Raw genomic sequence first — 15,894 nt, 5'->3', positions numbered from 1 at the left:
GGCACCACCGAGCCCGTCCGGCGTACGAGGACGAGCCGGCCACCGGACGGACCCGGCTGAAACGAACCTCCGCCACCGCCCCGGCGGGACACGCTCGCGGATAGGGTCGGAGCATGGGCAGCCACTCGCACCCCCTGCCGACCCCCGTCACCCCCGCCGGCGCCGAAGGGCTGGCCGCGCTGCTCGCGCGGCCCGGCAAGGCCGTCGTCGCGCTCGACTTCGACGGCACTCTCGCCGACATAGTCCCGGACCCCGAACAGGCCCGCGCCCACCCCGGAGCGGTCCCCGCGCTCGTCGCCCTCGCCCCGCACCTGGCGTCCGTCGCGGTGATCACCGGCCGCCCGGCCGACGTCGCCGTACGGTACGGCGGCTTCGCCCAGGTGCCCGGCCTCGAACACCTCGTCGTCCTCGGTCACTACGGCGCCGAACGCTGGGACGCGGCCGGCGGGTCCGTACGGACCCCGGAGCCGCATCCCGGCGTCGCCGCCGTGCGCGCCGAACTCCCCTCGCTCCTCGACCGGTTCGACTCCTGGCGCGGTACGTGGATCGAGGAGAAGGGCCAGGCGGTCGCGGTCCACACCCGCCGGGCCACGGACCCGCAGGGCGCCTTCGACGCCCTGCGCGAACCGCTCGCCGACCTGGCGGCCCGGCACGGCCTGCTGCTCGAACCGGGCCGCCTCGTCCTGGAACTGCGCCCGCCCGGCGTGGACAAGGGCGTGGCCCTGCGCGAGTACGTCGACGAGATCGGCGCCGAGACGGTCGTCTACGGCGGCGACGACCTGGGGGACCTCCCGGCCTACGCGGCGGTCGAGGCCCTGCGCCGCGACGGCCATCCGGGTCTGCTGCTGTGCAGCGGCACGGGCGAGGTCCCCGAACTCGCCGCGAAGGCCGACCTGGTGCTGCCGGGCCCGGGGGCGCTGACCGGCTTCCTCGCGGCGGTGGCCGCCCGCCTCTAAGGGCTGTCCCGTCATCCCCGGTGGATCGGTGTGCGGCGTCGGATGCGGTGCGTCGCAAGGCGGAGGGTCGTCCTCGTACTGGGCGTATTCGGGCGATCCGACAACGCGGCGAGGAGCCGTAGCCGTCGTCGCGCGCCCGCCGGGGATTACGGGACAGCCCATAGCACAGAGGTCCAGACCTCGGGCGCCGGGCCGAGACCGGGGCGACACCGGGTGCGCCGCTCGCGCGCGGCGGTCCTCAACATGCTCACCCGCGCCGGCGCCGCCGCGCTCGCCGGGCGTGGCATCCACGTGTGCGGCCTCGACACCGGCCGGGTGACCGGTGAGAAACCCCTGCCCGCCAGGGAGCGGCACGCCGCCACCGGCCGGCGTCCGCCGCCGGACGTCGTGGACGGCGAGGCGGCGCGGACCCACCCCCCGATCGTGCAGGGGCGGGCGGGCGGCCCCGTCCACGGCGTACTGCTCAAGGACCACCGGCCCGGTGGCCGCTCAGCCGTTCCGCAGCGCCTCCAGCTGGTCCAGGAACCAGCGCTGCGGGGGCAGCGCCGTCGCGGCGGCGGCCAGGCGTTTCGTACGGGCCGCGCGGTCGTCGCCGTCCATGGACAGGGCCTCGTGCAGGGCCGCCGCCGTGGCCGCGACGTCGTACGGGTTCACCACCAGCGCGTCGTCGCCCAGCTCCTCGTACGCGCCCGCCTCGCGGGACAGCACCAGAGCGCAGCCCTCTTCCGAGACGACCGGGATCTCCTTCGCGACCAGGTTCATCCCGTCGCGGATCGGGTTGACCAGCGCCACGTCCGCGAGGCGGTACGCGGCGAGCGAGCGTGCGAAGTCGTCCTTGACGTGCAGCACCACCGGGGTCCAGTCGGGCGTGCCGTAGGCGGAGTTGATCTCGTCGGCCACCTCCTGCACCCGGGCCGTGTAGTCGCGGTAGACGGCCAGGTCCTGCCGGGACGGGTAGGCGAACGCCACGTGCGTGACCCGCCCGCGCCACTCCGGACGGTCCGTCAGCAGCTGCCGGTAGGCGAGCATCCCGCGCACGATGTTCTTCGACAGCTCCGTACGGTCCACCCGCACGATCGCCTTGCGCGGGGCCCCGTCCGAGACACCGATCTGCTCCCTCAGCTCGGCCAGCCGCTCGTCGACGTCGGGGCGGCTCGCCCGCTCCCGCAGGAAGTCCGCGTCGGCGCCCAGGCCGTGCACGCCGATCCGGGTCTTCCCCGTCCCGCCCAGCAGCTCCTCGCAGCACGCGGTGAAGGCGTCGGCCCAGCGGTGGGTCAGGAACGCGGCCCGGTCGGCGCCGAGGATGCCGCGCAGCAGCTGGCGCGCGATGTCGTCGGGGAGCAGCCGGAAGTAGTCGACGGGGGCCCACGGGGTGTGCGAGAAGTGCCCGATCCGCAGATCGGGCCGGAGCGCCCGGAGCATGCCGGGCACCAGGGCCAGGTGGTAGTCCTGGATCAGGACGGCAGCGCCGTCGCCCGCCTCGTCGGCCAGGGCCTCCGCGAACGCGCGGTTGTACGCCTCGTAGGAGGCCCACCGCGCCCGGAAGTCCGAGCCGAAGGCCGGCTCCAGCGGTGTCTGGTAGAGCAGGTGGTGGACGAACCAGAGCGTGGAGTTGGCGACGCCGTTGTACGCGTCCGCGTAGGTCTCCGGCGGGATGCCGAGCATCCTCACCCGCTGGCCGCCCGTGTCGGCGGTGTCCAGCCGGCCGCCGGTGCGCCGTACGGCCTCGCGGTCGCCGTCGCCGAGGGCCGCGCAGACCCACACCGCGTTCGAGTCGGGTCCGATGGCGGAGAGGCCCGAGACGAGCCCGCCGCCGCCGCGCCCGGAGGTCAGCTCGCCGTCCTCGCCGAGTGTGTACGAGACGGGGCCGCGATTGGACGCGACGAGAACCTGGGCGGCGTGCTCGGAGACCATGTGCCGAAATCTAGCCCGTGGCACAAACGCTCAAACGTACGGATTCAGGTCGGCGAGGATCAGCCACGTCCGCGGCCCCGGCCCGCCGCGAGCGCCACCACCCCCGCGGCGACGAGGGCCAGGGCCACGCCGCCCAGCAGCCAGAGCTGTTCCGTGGTCAGGGTCACCGCAGTCATCGCCATACCGGGCAATATACGCAAATCATACGAACGGACCGGTGGTGCCACGCGGCGACTCCCGACGCCGTCCGGCCGCACCCGGCGACCCCCTCACGGCCCGCCCGGCGCGGCCCGCCCCCCCCGGCGCCCCTACGCCGCGCGCCGCTCCGCGTACTCCGCGATCTCCCGCATCGGCGGCCGCTCCTCGGTGTCCACCGCGTGCGTACGCGGCTCGAAGCCGCCCCCGCCCCGCTCGAACTGCGTCAGCACCGGCCGCACCAGATGCCCCCGCGACAGCCGCACCTGCGCCGTCCGGTAGATCGCCGCCGCCATCCGCCCCAGCGCCCGCCCGTCCTGGTGGCGGTGTCTGCGCACCCCGACGTCGACCTGGCCCAGCGCGTCCAGCCCCACCGTGTGCAGCGCGTCCACGAGCAGCCCCAGCTCCACCCCGTAACCGACCGGGAACGGCAGCCGCTCCAGCAGCGAGCGCCGTACCGCGTACTCGCCGCCCAGCGGCTGCACGAAGCCCGCCAGCAGCGGCCAGTGCAGATTCAGCAGCGGACGCGCCACCAGCTCCGTCACCCGCCCGCCCTGCCCCGGCTCGCCGCCCAGCGGGCGGTCGTACATCGCCTTCACGAACAGCACGTCCGGCTCGGTCAGCAGCGGCCCCACGATCCCCGACACGAAATCCGCCGAGAAGTCCCTCAGGTCCGCGTCCACGAAACAGACGATGTCGCCGCTCGTCACCAGCAGCGAGCGCCACAGCACCTCGCCCTTGCCCGGCACGGCCGGCAGCCTCGGCAGGATGTCGTCCCGGTGCACCACCCGTGCCCCGGCCGCCGCCGCGACCTCCCCCGTACGGTCGGTCGAACCCGAGTCGATCACCACCAGCTCGTCGACGAGGGGCGCCGGGCCCGACATCAGTTCGCGCCGGATCACCGACACGATCCGGCCGACCGTCGCCGCCTCGTTCAGGGCCGGGAGCACCACGCTGACCTGCGTACCCTGCTTCGCCGCGGCCAGCACGCCGGGCGGCCGGTCCGCCGCGGACCAGGACCGCCGGGCCAGCCAGCGCTCCACCTCTTCCAGCACGTGATCTCCATCTCGCGGATCGGACGAGACCTTCAACCGTCCAGGGGTTCGGTTACAGTCTTGAACAACGCGGATGACCGTCGCACGTCGGGGTCATCAGGCTGACAATCGAATACCGCTCATCCAGAGGGGCAGAGGGAACGGCCCGTTGAAGCCCCGGCAACCCTCCCGCCGACCGCGAGGTCACGGTGGGGAAGGTGCCAATTCCGTCTCGCGGCGAGATGCGTCGCGAGGAAGATGAGGAAAGGGCCCTCGCCTTCATGGCTGTGCAGACCGTCTCCGACACCAACGACACCACCACTGCCACCGGATCAGCAGCATCCGACGCCGGCACCGTGGACCTCGGACCCGCCGCCGCCCTCTCGTGCCGCGAATGCGGGGAACGCTTCGCACTCGGCCCGATCTTCGCCTGTCAGAGCTGTTTCGGCCCCCTCGAAGTGGCCTACGACCTGCCGACGGGCGACCCGGACGAGCTGAAGCGGCGCATCGCCGCCGGTCCCGACAACATCTGGCGCTACGCCCCGCTGCTGCCCGTCCCCGCCGACGTCGCGTCGAAGCCCAACATCAACCCCGGCTTCACCAAGCTCGTCAAGGCCGACAACCTCGCCCGTGAGCTGGGCGTCACCGGCGCCCTGTACGTGAAGGACGACTCCGGCAACCCGACGCACTCCTTCAAGGACCGCGTCGTCGCCATCGCCGTCGAGGCGGCGCGCGCCTTCGGCTTCACCACGCTCTCCTGCTCCTCCACCGGCAATCTCGCGGGCGCCGTCGGCGCCGCCGCGGCCCGCGCCGGCTTCCGTTCCTGCGTGTTCATCCCGCACGACCTGGAGCAGGGCAAGGTCGTCATGGCCGCGATCTACGGCGGCGAACTCGTCGGCATCGAGGGCAACTACGACGACGTCAACCGCTTCTGCTCGGAGCTCATCGGCGACCCGCTCGGCGAGGGCTGGGGCTTCGTCAACGTCAACCTCCGCCCGTACTACGGCGAGGGCTCCAAGACCCTCGCCTACGAGATCTGCGAGCAGCTCGGCTGGGTGCTGCCCGACCAGCTCGTCGTCCCCGTCGCGTCCGGCTCGCAGCTGACGAAGATCGACAAGGGGCTCAAGGAGCTGATCGCGCTCGGCCTGGTCGAGGAGAAGCCGTACAAGATCTTCGGCGCGCAGGCCGAGGGCTGCTCGCCGGTCTCCGTCGCCTTCAAGGCCGGCCACGACGTCGTACGGCCGCAGAAGCCCGACACGATCGCCAAGTCACTGGCGATCGGCAACCCGGCCGACGGCCCGTACGTGCTGGACATCGCCCGCCGCACCGGCGGCGCCGTGGAGGACGTGGACGACGAGCAGGTCGTCGACGCGATCAAGCTGCTCGCACGGACCGAGGGGATCTTCGCCGAGACGGCGGGCGGGGTGACCGTGGGCGTGACGCGCAAGCTCATCGAGGCGGGTCTGCTCGACCCGGCGCTCACCACGGTCGTGCTGAACACCGGGGACGGGCTCAAGACGCTGGACGCCGTCGCGCCGACGACGGGGCCGACCGCGACGATCCCGCCGAGCCTCGACGCGTTCCGCGCGGCCGGTCTGGCGCGTTGAGCACCTCACCAACCCGCTCCTTCCCGGAAGGCAGAAACCGATGAGCGTGAACGTCCGCATCCCCACCATCCTCCGTACCTACACCGGCGGGAAGGCCGAGGTCCCGGCCGAGGGCACGACCCTCTCCCAGGTCATCGAGTCCCTGGAGACCAACCACCCGGGCATCGCCGCCCGCGTCCTGGACGACCAGGGCAAGCTCCGGCGCTTCGTCAACGTGTACGTGAACGACGACGACGTCCGCTTCGAGCAGGGCCTGGAGACCGCCACCCCGGACGGTGCCGGGATCTCGATCATCCCGGCGGTCGCCGGCGGCTGAACGGCACGCACGGTGAACGGTGTTGCCCCCTCCGCGAGAGAAACGGAGGGGGCAATTCCATGAGGTTGAACGCGGTACAGTTGGGGTAGCCCCGCCGCCGCCTGTGCCACGAGCATATGAGTTCGCGACAAGATGCGGTCGAAGTGCGGACGCTGTTTGCGCGGTTCCTTGCGCTTTGCCCGGCCCGACTTGCCCTGGTGGCCCGGCAATTCACCCCTTTGCGTGTTCTGCCGTGCCCAGAATTCTCGTCCGATTGACCTGTTGCAGAGGGCAGTTGGGCAGATACATTCAGCCGCGGTCGACGCGTTCCGGCGCGAAGTGCGGTCCCGCGCAGGGGCCAGTAATAGGGGAGTTGGGCATGGCTCAGGGCACCGTCAAGTGGTTCAACGCGGAGAAGGGCTACGGCTTCATCGCGGTCGACGGTGGTGCGGATGTTTTCGTCCACTACAGCGCGATCCAGATGGACGGCTACCGCACCCTTGAAGAAGGTCAGCGAGTTGAGTTCGAGATCTCGCAGGGCCAGAAGGGTCCGCAGGCGGACATGGTCAAGCTCGCCGTCTGATCCCGGCGCGATCGGCCAACGACGCACTCACGGACGAGGGGCCCGTATCCCGGCAGGGGATACGGGCCCCTCGTGCGTGCGCGCCGGGGTGTGCGCGAGGCGTGCGCGGGTCCCGCGCGGCTCCGCGGTCACCCGGGAGTCGCTTGCACTCTCGGGGGTCGAGTGCTAATCATTGGCGTTAGCACTCTGTAGGTGAGAGTGACAACTTATGGACCGGGTCAGCGAGGCCCGAGAGCCTGTGGGGCAAGGAACCGCAGGGCTCTTCGGCCGTCCGTCGCGGGCGCGGACACGGTCCGGAGCAATCCACCCCCTGTCCGGGAGGACCACTTCACATGGCCAAGATCATCGCGTTCGACGAGGAGGCACGGCGCGGTCTCGAGCGCGGGATGAACCAGCTCGCCGACGCCGTCAAGGTCACCCTTGGCCCCAAGGGCCGAAACGTCGTCCTCGAGAAGAAGTGGGGCGCCCCCACGATCACCAACGATGGTGTCTCCATCGCCAAGGAGATCGAGCTCGAGGACCCGTACGAGAAGATCGGCGCCGAGCTGGTCAAGGAAGTCGCCAAGAAGACGGACGACGTCGCCGGTGACGGTACGACCACCGCGACCGTCCTGGCCCAGGCCCTGGTCCGCGAGGGCCTGCGCAACGTGGCCGCCGGCGCCAACCCGATGGCCCTCAAGCGCGGTATCGAGAAGGCCATCGAGGCCGTCTCCGGTGCGCTTCTGGAGCAGGCCAAGGACGTGGAGACCAAGGAGCAGATCGCTTCGACGGCCTCCATCTCCGCCGCCGACACCCAGATCGGCGAGCTCATCGCCGAGGCGATGGACAAGGTCGGCAAGGAAGGCGTCATCACCGTCGAGGAGTCGCAGACCTTCGGTCTCGAGCTCGAGCTCACCGAGGGCATGCGCTTCGACAAGGGCTACATCTCGGCGTACTTCGCCACCGACATGGAGCGTATGGAGGCGTCGCTCGACGACCCGTACATCCTGATCGTCAACTCCAAGATCGGCAGCGTCAAGGACGTCCTGCCGCTCCTGGAGAAGGTCATCCAGTCGGGCAAGCCGCTGCTGATCATCGCCGAGGACGTCGAGGGCGAGGCGCTCTCCACCCTCGTCGTGAACAAGATCAAGGGCACCTTCAAGTCCGTCGCCGTCAAGGCCCCGGGCTTCGGTGACCGCCGCAAGGCGATGCTGAACGACATCGCCATCCTCACGGGCGGCACGGTCATCTCCGAGGAGGTCGGCCTCAAGCTGGAGAACGCCGGTCTCGACCTGCTGGGCCGCGCCCGCAAGGTCGTCATCACCAAGGACGAGACCACCATCGTCGACGGTGCCGGTGACAGCGAGCAGGTCGCCGGTCGCGTGAACCAGATCCGCGCCGAGATCGAGAACTCCGACTCGGACTACGACCGCGAGAAGCTCCAGGAGCGCCTCGCGAAGCTGGCCGGCGGCGTGGCCGTCATCAAGGCCGGTGCCGCGACCGAGGTCGAGCTCAAGGAGCGCAAGCACCGCATCGAGGACGCGGTGCGCAACGCCAAGGCCGCCGTCGAGGAGGGCATCGTCGCCGGTGGTGGCGTGGCTCTGCTCCAGGCTTCCTCGGTGTTCGAGAAGCTGGAGCTCGAAGGCGACGAGGCGACGGGCGCCGCCGCCGTCAAGCTCGCGCTGGAGGCCCCGCTCAAGCAGATCGCGGTCAACGCGGGTCTTGAGGGTGGCGTCATCGTCGAGAAGGTCCGCAACCTCAAGATCGGTCACGGCCTGAACGCCGCGTCCGGCGAGTACGTGGACATGATCGCCGAGGGCATCATCGACCCGGCGAAGGTCACGCGCTCCGCGCTCCAGAACGCGGCGTCGATCGCCGCGCTGTTCCTCACCACCGAGGCCGTCATCGCCGACAAGCCGGAGAAGGCCGCCGCCGGCGGCGCGCCGGGCGGCATGCCGGGCGGTGACATGGACTTCTGACCGGCCTCTGGCCGTTCGGCTGTCCCGCACGGATCGACGAACCGAGGGCGGCACTCCCGTGAAGGGGGTGCCGCCCTCGGGGCGTTCGGGCCGCTCCGCCCCTGCCCCCGGTCTACGGGCGGTGCCGCGGGATCGGCCGGGAATCCGTCGAGACCGCCACGTAGGCCAGTCCGTCGTACGCGTCCGCCGGCCGGACCGGGCTGAGGTCCCGGCGGTAGAACCAGCGCGTCACCAGCGCGCCGAAGGTACGCGTCCCGTGCGTGGCCCCGGCCCACTCCCGTACGGCGCGCGGCGCGTCCCCGGCCGTCGCGGGGCGCAGGTCCAGCAGGTGGTCCTGCGGTGTCGCCGCGGCGAGTTGCGCCTCCACGGTGCCCGCGGGGGCGGGGCCGATGGGGTTGCCCTCGGCGATACGGCCCGTCAGACCGCCCACGCCGCTCCAGGGGCCCGGCCAGATGCGGTGGGCACGGAAGGACCCCGAGCCGAAGAGGAGCCCGAGGGCGTAGTACGCGTCGCCGTACCGCTCGCGCAGACGCAGGCCCAGCGGCCGGCCGCCACCGGGGTTGAGGCCCTTCGTGACATGGCCGTTGTGGCCCCAGAGCACCACCTTGGCCGCCGGGTCGGCGTCCATGACGTCCTCGACGGCCTCCGCCATGTACCGGTCCCGTGCGGCCTGGACGGTCCGTTCCGGATCCGGGTGCCGGGTGCCGCGCGTCACCAGATCGGCGGCCCTGACCAGATTGCGCGCGTGCCGCACCGCCACGGCGCCGGCGGGGGTGCCGGGCTCGTCGTAGCCGCGGACGAACTCCAGCAGCCTCGTCGCCTCGCCCATCAGCTTCTGCTCCGGGTCGGGGAGCGAGCCCGGATACGCGGTGGCGAGCACCCCGAGCGCGGAGTGCAGGGCGGGCAGCCGCTCCGGTGCCACGCTGGTCAGGAACGCTTCGAGCACCGCGAGCGAATCCCCCGACCGCTGCGGGTCGACACCGGTGAAGCGGACCTTCTCCCCGTCCGGCCGCCCGTCGTTGTACGCGCGCATCCACTTGATCACGGCCAGGACCTCTTCGGTCCGCCAGGTCCAGAACCCCAGCCCGCTCAGCACCTGTTCGGGGTCGCCGACACCGTCGCGCACGTACGCGTCGACGGCCGGACCGGCGGACGCGCTCGCCTCCATGGCCAGGACGGTGAAACCCAGTTCGGTGACCAGGTACTCCAGCAGACGGTGCTTGAGCCGGAAGAACTCACGGGTGCCGCGGGTGGACTCGCCCAGCCCCACGATCCGTACGCCGTCGAGCACCCGCTTGAGCGGCTGGAGGTCGGTAGTGGGCGCTCCGGCGGTGAGACCGCCGCTCAGGGGCACGGCGTTCTCCGACAGCCATGCCGTCACCTCGGCGGACACGGTCTCCCGATCATTCGCTGACATGCCGCCGAGGCTACAGCCGGGACCGTTCGCCCCCGGCACCGGGAACTCGGTGGCGGGCGCGGCGCGTTACGTGCGCATAGCGCACCGGAGTTGTCCCTGTCCCCAGGCACCCCCGAAGCCCCGGAGGCCCGACACCATGCCCCTGACTCCCCCCGGCTCCTCCCGCCCCTCCCGCCGTGCTGTGCTCGGCGGCGTCGCCGCGACGGCGTTCGCGCTCGGTGCGGGCACGGCCACGGCGCAGCCGCGCACCGGCCGGCCCGGCCGCCCCCAGTGGCCCGCCGAGTTCGCGCTGCCCAACGGTTTCCGCCCCGAGGGCATCGCCATCGGCGCCGGCCCGTACGCCTACATGGGCTCCCTCGCGGACGGCTCCGTCCGCCGCGCCGATCTGCGCACCGGTGAGGGCAGGACCGTCCTCGCGGGCGCGGCCGGCGCGGCGGCCACCGGCCTGAAGCTCGACCGCGACGGGCTCCTCTACGTCTCGGGCGGTCTGAGCGCCTCCATCCGGGTGCTCGACACCCGTACGAACCGGCTCACCGCCACGTATCAGCCCACGACGGCCGGTTTCGTCAACGACGTGATCCTGTACGGCGACCGCGCCTGGTTCACCAACTCGCACGCCCCCGTGATCTACACCGTCCCGCGCGGCCACGGCGCAGGCGGCCGCGACCTCCGGGAGGTCCCGCTCGGCGGCGACTGGGAGCAGGGGCCGGCCGGCACCATCAGCGCCAACGGCATCGAGACCACCCCCGACGGCCGCGCGCTGATCGTGGTCAACAGCCCGGCGGGCACGCTGTTCCGCGTCGATCCGAGGACCGGGCACGCCACGAACATCACCCTGCGGGGCGCGGAGTCGGTCGTCAACGGCGACGGACTGCTCCGCGTCGGCCGCACGCTGTACGTGGTGCAGAACCGCCTCAACGTCATCACGGTCTTCGACCTCGACCCCCGCGCCCGCACCGCGACGCTGCGCCGCTCCATCACCGACCCCCGCTTCGACGTCCCCACGACCGCGGCCCGCCTCGGCGACCGGCTCTATCTGGTCAACGCCCGCTTCACGACACCTCCGACACCGGAGACGACGTACAACGCGGTGTCCGTACCGCTGCGTTGACGCGTGCGTTCCCGAAGCGCTCCGGCATGGCGGGCGGGCTTCCCTCCCGGCCGGGCGTCCGGGGAGGGCGAAACGGCAGGTCGATGCGTTCGTCACTCGTTCGTGGGACGCTGGGTGAAGAGTCGGCAGGGCTGTCCATCTGTCGATCTACGCTCGCCTAGCTCAGGCCGCAGAGAAGGGACCCGCGATGACCGCCGCGATGGTCGAGAACGACCCGTCATCTGAGTTCCGCCCGTGGGAGTACCTACTGGAGACATGGCGTGAGCTGGACGTGCCCGAAGGCTGGCGCGCCGAGATCGACGAAGGGCAGATCGTCTTGGTACCGCCGCCGCATGCGCATCACAACGGCATCGCAGCCAGGGTGCAGCGCACGCTCTACCGGAATCTGTCCGAGGACTTGGAGATCTACCAGACCCTCGGTGTACATGTCGCGCCCCTCGACAAGCTCTACGTGCCGGATCTGGTGATCATGCCGTCCGAGGCCGTCGAGGCTGTCGGAGCGGACACCAACGATCCGGTGGACGCCGCGGAAGCCCTGCTCATCGTGGAGATCACCTCCAAGGGCAACGCCCGCGACGACCGGACGAAGAAGTACCGGGCCTACGCCCGCGCGCTGGTTCCGCTCTACCTGCTCATCGACCGGTTCGACACCCGCGGTCCCGTGGTGACGCTCTTCAGCGAGCCGAGCGAGGACGGCACGTACAAGCACTCCGAGCAGGTGGCGTTCGGGAAGCCGATCGTGCTGCCCCAGCCGTTCGGGACGACGCTGGAGACCGCCGCTTTCCCTGTCTGAGGCCGGATCACGCGCAGGCCCGCCGCGAGCGCGTCACGACCGCAGCAGATGTACGCAGGTCGCGTACAGCGCCGCCGCCGAGCCGAAGCCCGGAAGGGCCGTCCAGAGGGCGGTGGTCGAGGTCAGTGGCGCCAGTACGGCCGCGGCCAGGGCGGACGCGCACATCGCCGCGCCCGTGAGGTGGTAGGCGCGGACGCCGAACAGACGGGCCAGCGGGAAGAAGTGGACGCCCACGACCGCCGCGACGAACGCCGGGATCGCCTCCGTGTGGTCCGTCACGACCAGCGCGCGGGCGATCGCGAAGATCGCCACCCACTCCGCCAGCACCACCAGCCCGAAGCGCAGGCCCGTCTTCTTCCTGGTGGCCGCCGTCGGGTCGCCGTGCGCCGGGGCGTCCGCCGCCGCGCGGCTCCTGCGGGAGGCCAGGAACGCGACGGTGAGCGAGGCGAGTACGGCGGCGGCGAACACCGCCCGGCCCGCCGGCACCGGCATGTCCGTGACACCGCACGCCGTCCAGCCGAGGCCGAAGAAGGCCATGACACCGGCGCCGGTCGCGCGCCCGCGCACTTCGGCGCGGGACAGGGCCGCAGGGGCGTCGGCGGGGTGGGCGGTGGTCATGGGCGGTCGTCCTTACCGGGGAGTGCGGGGGCTGCGGAAGATGCGGGGTGTTCGGGGTGGGGCTCGGTCGTGCGCGGTGTCACGATCCTACGAATCGGACGAGGTCCCCTTCGACGCCTGGAGCGCCGCCCGCAGATGACCGTGCGAGTCCGCGAGCAGACCGGCCGCCGTGGGTCCGTCGACCGAGCCGAGGATGGTGAGGATCGCGTTCTTCACCTCGCCGTCGGTCGCCGCGAGCGCCGCCTCGATCTCCTCGTCCCCCGCGCCGGTCGCGAGCGCGACGATACGGCGGGAGCGGGCCCGCAGCTTCTCGTTGGACGCGCGGACGTCGACCATCAGGTTTCCGTACGTCTTGCCGAGCCGGATCATCGTGATCGTCGAGATCATGTTGAGGACCAGCTTCTGCGCCGTCCCCGCCTTCAACCGCGTCGAGCCCGTGAGCAGTTCGGGGCCCACCACGATCTCCAGGCCGTGTTCGGCAGCGGCGGCGAGCGGACTGTCCGCGTTGCAGGACAGACCGACGGTGAGCGCGCCGAGCGAGCGGGCGTGCTCGACCGCGCCCACCGCGTACGGTGTGCGGCCGGACGCCGAGATGCCGACGACGGTGTCGTCCGGGCCGACCCCCAGCTCGGCCAGGTCCGCCGCCGCCAGTTCCTTCGAGTCCTCGGCGCCCTCCACGGACTTGACCATCGCGCCGGGGCCGCCCGCGATGAGGCCGACGACCTCCGAGGGGTCCGTGTTGAAGGTGGGAGGGCACTCACTGGCGTCCAGGATGCCGAGACGGCCGGCCGTGCCGGCGCCCGCGTAGATCAGCCTGCCGCCACGGGCCATCCGTTCGGCGGTGGCGTCGATGGCGGCGGCGATACGGGGGAGCTGAGCGGCGACGGCGGCCGGGACGGTCTGGTCCTCGCCGTTCATCACGCGGGCGATGTCCTCGGTCGACCGGCGGTCGATGTCGGCGAGTTCGGGGCGGAACGCCTCGGTGGTGAGGGTCGCGAGCTCGGCGCGGAGTTCGCCGTAGGCGGGGCTGGAGGCGGAACCGGCGCCGGACATCGAGGAGGCATCGGTGGGCATGGAGGTCATGGAGAAGCGGCTCTTTCTGGCGAGCTGGCAGAAACCTGAGGAAGCCCCGTTTTGGTGACGCGGTCGAGCGGTCGAGCGGTCGAGCGGTCGAGCGGTTGGGCGGTTGGGCGGTGCGCGCCTGTGCGGCGGCGCGCGGCTGTGCGGTCGCGGTGCGCGGTCGCGGCTGAGGTCGCGGGGTACGGTCGCGGGTCGGTGATCGGCGGTCCGTCATCGGCGGGTGCGCGTTCGCCGGCGCGGCGACCGGCGGCTGGGTACGGGTCCGGATCAGCGCGAGCGCGGCGAGTGGCGGTGGGCCAGTGCCTCGTAGGACGCAGCGAGGGCGGGTGCCGCCCTCTCGTACGTCCGCTGGGCGACCCCCACGAACAGACAGTCCACGACCAGGAGCTGACTCGTCCTGCTGGACATCGCCGCCGGCCGCAGCTCGCTCTCGCGGGCCGTGGACGTGGTGAGGACGTGGTCCGCGTACTGCGACACCGCGCCGTCCGGACGGCCCGTGATCGCGACCGTCGTCGCGCCCCGGTCGAAGGCGACGCGCAGCGGCTCGATGACGTCCCCGGTGGAGCCCGAGTGTGTGATCGCTATGGCCACGTCGCCCGGCCGGAGCTGGACGGCGTTGGTGACCGCGAGGTGCGGATCGCTGTGCGCGTGGGCTATCAGACCGATGCGCAGGAGCTTCTGCGCGAGGTCCATACCGACGAGACCGCTCGCGCCGACGCCGTATATGTCGATACGCCGCGCGTTCGCCGCGGCGGTGACGACCGCGCCGAGCTGCACGGTGTCGAGCCCGGCGGCGGTGTCGGCGAGGGTCTGCTGCTCGTCGTACGCGAGCTTGGCGACGACATCGGCGATCGGGTCGTCGACGGCGATGTCGGCGGTGACCGCCGGGGCCGCGCCGGACTCCTGGTGGGCGGCGAGGCCGGCGAGGGCGAGACGCAGATCGCGGTAGCCGGGGTAGCCGAGGAGGCGGGCGGTCCTGACGACGGTGGCCTCGCTCGTACCGGTGAGTTCGGCGAGACCCGTGACGGTGAGGGCGGCGGTCCGCGCGGGGTCGGCGGCCACGGCTTCGGCGACGCGCTGCATGGAGCGCGTCATGGAGGGCGCGAGGGTACGCACCTTGGCCGCGAGGGCGGCGGGGGCCGGAGGGGCGCCACCGCTGTAAATTTCCTTCACGTCACTGGTCACACCTGAAAGATAATTTCAGCCGGGAGGATGCGTCAAGGGCCGGGCCGGGTCGGCGGCGCCGCGTCCGGGAGGCGGGTGACCCGCGGCTCGCCGGGGCGGAGCGCCGGGCGTACGACAATGGGGGCATGGAAGACATGAACCCCCTGGAGCAGGCGCTGCACAGCGCACGCGCCCTGGTCCTCGCCGATCTCGCGGCGGGTGACGTCGCGCGGGCCGAGATCGTCTCGCTGGTGGAGGACGCCGTGTCCCACCGGCGGTGGTGGGTGGAGCAGTGGCCGGAGGGGATCGAGTTCGTCGTCGGCCTGGTCGCCCAGGACGTACAGGACGCCCTCCTGGAGACGCACGGCCGCTGGCCGCTCTGTCCCGTCTGCGGCGAGTCCCGCACGGAGCTGGCGGCGGAGGGCGGGCCGCACGCGCTGGAGGTGGAGCCTGAGCTGGGCGCGGACCCGCACTGGGTGTGCGGGAAGGCGGCCGTGGTGGTGGCGCCGGTCGGGTCGCTGGGCGCGGTGCTGGGGGCCGGCTGACGTGACCGTCTACATCGACCCGCCGACCTGGCCGGGGCACGGGCGGCTCTGGTCGCATCTGGTCAGTGACGTCTCGTACGAGGAACTGCACGCCTTCGCGGCGGGGATCGGGTGCCCGGCGCGGGCGTTCGAGCGCGATCACTACGACGTACCGTCCCACCGCTACATGGACGCCGTCCGGGCGGGCGCGGTGGAGGTGGGCTCGCGCGAGCTGGTACGGAGGCTGACGGGGGCGGGGCTGCGGCAGCGGAAGCGGTGGCGTGGTCAGGGCGTGTCCGCGAAGTAGCGCCGTCCGCCCGCGGGGCGGGCCCGCGGCGTCCGGCGGTGGGGTGTCGCGAGGCGGAGGACCGGTCTCGTACCGTTCGTGGTCGGCCGGTCTACGACGCAGCGGGGTCCCGTGACCCTTGGGGGAGGGTCGCCGCGCCGGGTGTCTCGCGGTGCCGGGCGGGACTTCGCGGGCGCGTCCCAACGCGGGTCAGGCCGTCGGGTGGGCCCGCGGCGTCCGGCGGTGGGGTGTCGCGAGGCGGATGACCGGTCTCGTACCGTTCGTGGTCGGCCGGTCTACGACGCAGCGGGGTCCCGTGACCCTTGGGGGAGGGTCGCCGCGCCGGGTGTCTCGCGGTG

16 protein-coding genes and 1 riboswitch are annotated in these 15,894 nt (G+C 72.1%); of the genes, 9 read left to right on the top strand and 7 right to left on the bottom strand.

Annotated features, from left to right (window positions below):
- The first annotated feature begins 113 nt into the window (after positions 1-113).
- On the top strand, positions 114-956 hold the full coding sequence (otsB, locus tag ACZ61E_RS18735) for a trehalose-phosphatase (protein WP_469700738.1): 843 nt from the start codon (positions 114-116) through the stop codon (positions 954-956).
- Between the two features lie 489 nt (positions 957-1,445).
- Here the strand turns inward: otsB and ACZ61E_RS18730 are convergent, their stop codons facing one another.
- From ACZ61E_RS18730 to ACZ61E_RS18720, 3 genes are all read right to left on the bottom strand, one after another.
- The gene (locus ACZ61E_RS18730; RefSeq protein WP_469700737.1) at positions 1,446-2,870 is read right to left on the bottom strand and encodes an alpha,alpha-trehalose-phosphate synthase (UDP-forming); all 1,425 of its coding nucleotides are present in this window, start codon (positions 2,868-2,870) and stop codon (positions 1,446-1,448) included.
- A 59-nt stretch (positions 2,871-2,929) separates the two neighbouring features.
- Entirely contained in the window at positions 2,930-3,052 is a 123-nt protein-coding gene (locus tag ACZ61E_RS18725; RefSeq protein ID WP_469700736.1) for a hypothetical protein, read from the bottom strand.
- Positions 3,053-3,178: 126 nt separating this feature from the next.
- On the bottom strand, positions 3,179-4,120 hold the full coding sequence (locus tag ACZ61E_RS18720; RefSeq protein WP_469700734.1) for a glucosyl-3-phosphoglycerate synthase: 942 nt from the start codon (positions 4,118-4,120) through the stop codon (positions 3,179-3,181).
- Positions 4,121-4,236: 116 nt separating this feature from the next.
- Positions 4,237-4,364: riboswitch (SAM riboswitch) on the top strand.
- A gap of 16 nt (positions 4,365-4,380) precedes the next feature.
- On the opposite strand from ACZ61E_RS18720, the gene thrC reads away from it, so the two are divergent.
- From thrC to groL, 4 genes are all read left to right on the top strand, one after another.
- Entirely contained in the window at positions 4,381-5,706 is a 1,326-nt protein-coding gene (gene thrC / locus ACZ61E_RS18715; RefSeq protein ID WP_469700733.1) for a threonine synthase, read from the top strand.
- A 40-nt stretch (positions 5,707-5,746) separates the two neighbouring features.
- Positions 5,747-6,022, top strand: a complete 276-nt coding sequence (locus ACZ61E_RS18710; RefSeq protein WP_078076586.1) for a ubiquitin-like small modifier protein 1 — start codon at positions 5,747-5,749, stop codon at positions 6,020-6,022.
- A 358-nt stretch (positions 6,023-6,380) separates the two neighbouring features.
- Positions 6,381-6,584 carry a cold-shock protein gene (locus tag ACZ61E_RS18705; protein WP_005315736.1) on the top strand — a complete coding sequence of 68 codons (204 nt, stop codon included), beginning with the start codon at positions 6,381-6,383 and terminating at the stop codon, positions 6,582-6,584.
- 332 nt (positions 6,585-6,916) lie between these two features.
- Positions 6,917-8,542 carry a chaperonin GroEL gene (groL, locus tag ACZ61E_RS18700; protein ID WP_469700732.1) on the top strand — a complete coding sequence of 542 codons (1,626 nt, stop codon included), beginning with the start codon at positions 6,917-6,919 and terminating at the stop codon, positions 8,540-8,542.
- Between the two features lie 112 nt (positions 8,543-8,654).
- Here groL and ACZ61E_RS18695 read toward each other — a convergent pair whose 3' ends face one another.
- On the bottom strand, positions 8,655-9,959 hold the full coding sequence (locus tag ACZ61E_RS18695; RefSeq protein ID WP_469700731.1) for an erythromycin esterase family protein: 1,305 nt from the start codon (positions 9,957-9,959) through the stop codon (positions 8,655-8,657).
- A 136-nt stretch (positions 9,960-10,095) separates the two neighbouring features.
- Here ACZ61E_RS18695 and ACZ61E_RS18690 point away from each other — a divergent pair, with 136 nt between their 5' ends.
- Together ACZ61E_RS18690 and ACZ61E_RS18685 are read left to right on the top strand one after the other, a co-directional pair.
- On the top strand, positions 10,096-11,070 hold the full coding sequence (locus tag ACZ61E_RS18690; protein WP_469700729.1) for an NHL repeat-containing protein: 975 nt from the start codon (positions 10,096-10,098) through the stop codon (positions 11,068-11,070).
- A 187-nt stretch (positions 11,071-11,257) separates the two neighbouring features.
- The gene (locus tag ACZ61E_RS18685) at positions 11,258-11,863 is read left to right on the top strand and encodes a Uma2 family endonuclease (RefSeq protein WP_469700728.1); all 606 of its coding nucleotides are present in this window, start codon (positions 11,258-11,260) and stop codon (positions 11,861-11,863) included.
- A 33-nt stretch (positions 11,864-11,896) separates the two neighbouring features.
- Here the strand turns inward: ACZ61E_RS18685 and ACZ61E_RS18680 are convergent, their stop codons facing one another.
- The 3 genes from ACZ61E_RS18680 to ACZ61E_RS18670 all read right to left on the bottom strand — a co-directional run bounded on the left by ACZ61E_RS18680 (position 11,897) and on the right by ACZ61E_RS18670 (position 14,746).
- The gene (locus tag ACZ61E_RS18680; RefSeq protein WP_469700726.1) at positions 11,897-12,481 is read right to left on the bottom strand and encodes a DUF7010 family protein; all 585 of its coding nucleotides are present in this window, start codon (positions 12,479-12,481) and stop codon (positions 11,897-11,899) included.
- Positions 12,482-12,568: 87 nt separating this feature from the next.
- Positions 12,569-13,564, bottom strand: coding sequence for an N-acetylmuramic acid 6-phosphate etherase (gene murQ / locus ACZ61E_RS18675; protein WP_469700724.1), 996 nt, complete (start codon positions 13,562-13,564; stop codon positions 12,569-12,571).
- A 264-nt stretch (positions 13,565-13,828) separates the two neighbouring features.
- Positions 13,829-14,746, bottom strand: coding sequence for a MurR/RpiR family transcriptional regulator (locus tag ACZ61E_RS18670; protein WP_469700723.1), 918 nt, complete (start codon positions 14,744-14,746; stop codon positions 13,829-13,831).
- A 125-nt stretch (positions 14,747-14,871) separates the two neighbouring features.
- Between ACZ61E_RS18670 and ACZ61E_RS18665 the strand changes: the two genes are divergently transcribed.
- Both ACZ61E_RS18665 and ACZ61E_RS18660 read left to right on the top strand, forming a co-directional pair.
- Positions 14,872-15,270 (top strand): hypothetical protein, encoded by a 399-nt coding sequence (locus ACZ61E_RS18665; protein WP_469700722.1) that lies wholly within the window; start codon positions 14,872-14,874, stop codon positions 15,268-15,270.
- Position 15,271: 1 nt separating this feature from the next.
- Positions 15,272-15,556: a DUF4031 domain-containing protein gene (locus ACZ61E_RS18660; RefSeq protein WP_469700720.1), complete on the top strand. Its 285-nt coding sequence runs from the start codon at positions 15,272-15,274 to the stop codon at positions 15,554-15,556.
- Positions 15,557-15,894 lie beyond the last annotated feature (338 nt).

This window comes from Streptomyces sp. NPDC104581 (assembly GCF_055583685.1).
The sequence above is the reverse complement of the archived record's forward strand: the minus strand, read 5'-3'. Positions and strand labels throughout refer to the sequence as shown.

Bases quoted from the DNA above. Each gene is read 5' to 3' on its own strand.
- otsB (WP_469700738.1), top strand. From the start codon at position 114: ATGGGCAGCCACTCGCACCCCCTGCCGACCCCCGTCACCCCCGCCGGC.
- ACZ61E_RS18730 (WP_469700737.1), bottom strand. From the start codon at position 2,870: ATGGTCTCCGAGCACGCCGCCCAGGTTCTCGTCGCGTCCAATCGCGGC.
- ACZ61E_RS18725 (WP_469700736.1), bottom strand. From the start codon at position 3,052: ATGGCGATGACTGCGGTGACCCTGACCACGGAACAGCTCTGGCTGCTG.
- thrC (WP_469700733.1), top strand. From the start codon at position 4,381: ATGGCTGTGCAGACCGTCTCCGACACCAACGACACCACCACTGCCACC.
- ACZ61E_RS18710 (WP_078076586.1), top strand. From the start codon at position 5,747: ATGAGCGTGAACGTCCGCATCCCCACCATCCTCCGTACCTACACCGGC.
- ACZ61E_RS18705 (WP_005315736.1), top strand. From the start codon at position 6,381: ATGGCTCAGGGCACCGTCAAGTGGTTCAACGCGGAGAAGGGCTACGGC.
- groL (WP_469700732.1), top strand. From the start codon at position 6,917: ATGGCCAAGATCATCGCGTTCGACGAGGAGGCACGGCGCGGTCTCGAG.
- ACZ61E_RS18695 (WP_469700731.1), bottom strand. From the start codon at position 9,959: ATGTCAGCGAATGATCGGGAGACCGTGTCCGCCGAGGTGACGGCATGG.
- ACZ61E_RS18690 (WP_469700729.1), top strand. From the start codon at position 10,096: ATGCCCCTGACTCCCCCCGGCTCCTCCCGCCCCTCCCGCCGTGCTGTG.
- ACZ61E_RS18685 (WP_469700728.1), top strand. From the start codon at position 11,258: ATGACCGCCGCGATGGTCGAGAACGACCCGTCATCTGAGTTCCGCCCG.
- ACZ61E_RS18680 (WP_469700726.1), bottom strand. From the start codon at position 12,481: ATGACCACCGCCCACCCCGCCGACGCCCCTGCGGCCCTGTCCCGCGCC.
- murQ (WP_469700724.1), bottom strand. From the start codon at position 13,564: ATGACCTCCATGCCCACCGATGCCTCCTCGATGTCCGGCGCCGGTTCC.
- ACZ61E_RS18665 (WP_469700722.1), top strand. From the start codon at position 14,872: ATGGAAGACATGAACCCCCTGGAGCAGGCGCTGCACAGCGCACGCGCC.